A 659-nucleotide genomic window follows, 5' to 3' on the forward strand; every position below is an offset into this window, starting at 1 on the left:
AAGGGTCGCAACGTCGTGCTGGAGAAGAAGTGGGGCGCGCCCACGATCACCAACGATGGTGTGTCCATCGCCAAGGAGATCGAGCTCGAGGACTCCTACGAGAAGATCGGCGCCGAGCTGGTCAAGGAGGTCGCCAAGAAGACGGACGACGTCGCCGGTGACGGTACGACGACGGCGACCGTGCTGGCCCAGGCGCTGGTCAAGGAAGGTCTGCGTAACGTTGCCGCGGGTGCCAACCCGATGGCGCTGAAGCGTGGTATCGAGAAGGCCGTGGAGTCCGTCTCCGCTGCGCTGCTCGAGCAGGCCAAGGATGTGGAGACCAAGGAGCAGATCGCTTCGACGGCTTCCATTTCCGCTGCCGACACCCAGATCGGTGAGCTGATCGCCGAGGCCATGGACAAGGTCGGCAAGGAAGGTGTCATCACCGTCGAGGAGTCGCAGACCTTCGGTCTCGAGCTGGAGCTCACCGAGGGCATGCGGTTCGACAAGGGTTACATCTCGGCGTACTTCGCCACGGACATGGAGCGTATGGAGGCCGTCCTCGACGACCCGTACATCCTGATCGCCAACTCCAAGATCAGCGCGGTGAAGGACCTGCTGCCGCTGCTGGAGAAGGTCATGCAGTCCGGCAAGCCGCTGCTGATCATCGCCGAGGACGT

General features: G+C 63.0%; 1 protein-coding gene. It reads left to right on the forward strand.

The annotated features are described in order from the left end of the window. A partial coding sequence (locus NQO67_RS43510) for a TCP-1/cpn60 chaperonin family protein (RefSeq protein WP_305127003.1) occupies positions 1-659 on the forward strand: 659 nt, incomplete at both ends.

This window comes from Streptomyces odontomachi, from assembly GCF_024435355.1.
In the GTDB taxonomy this organism is placed as follows: domain Bacteria; phylum Actinomycetota; class Actinomycetes; order Streptomycetales; family Streptomycetaceae; genus Streptomyces; species Streptomyces odontomachi.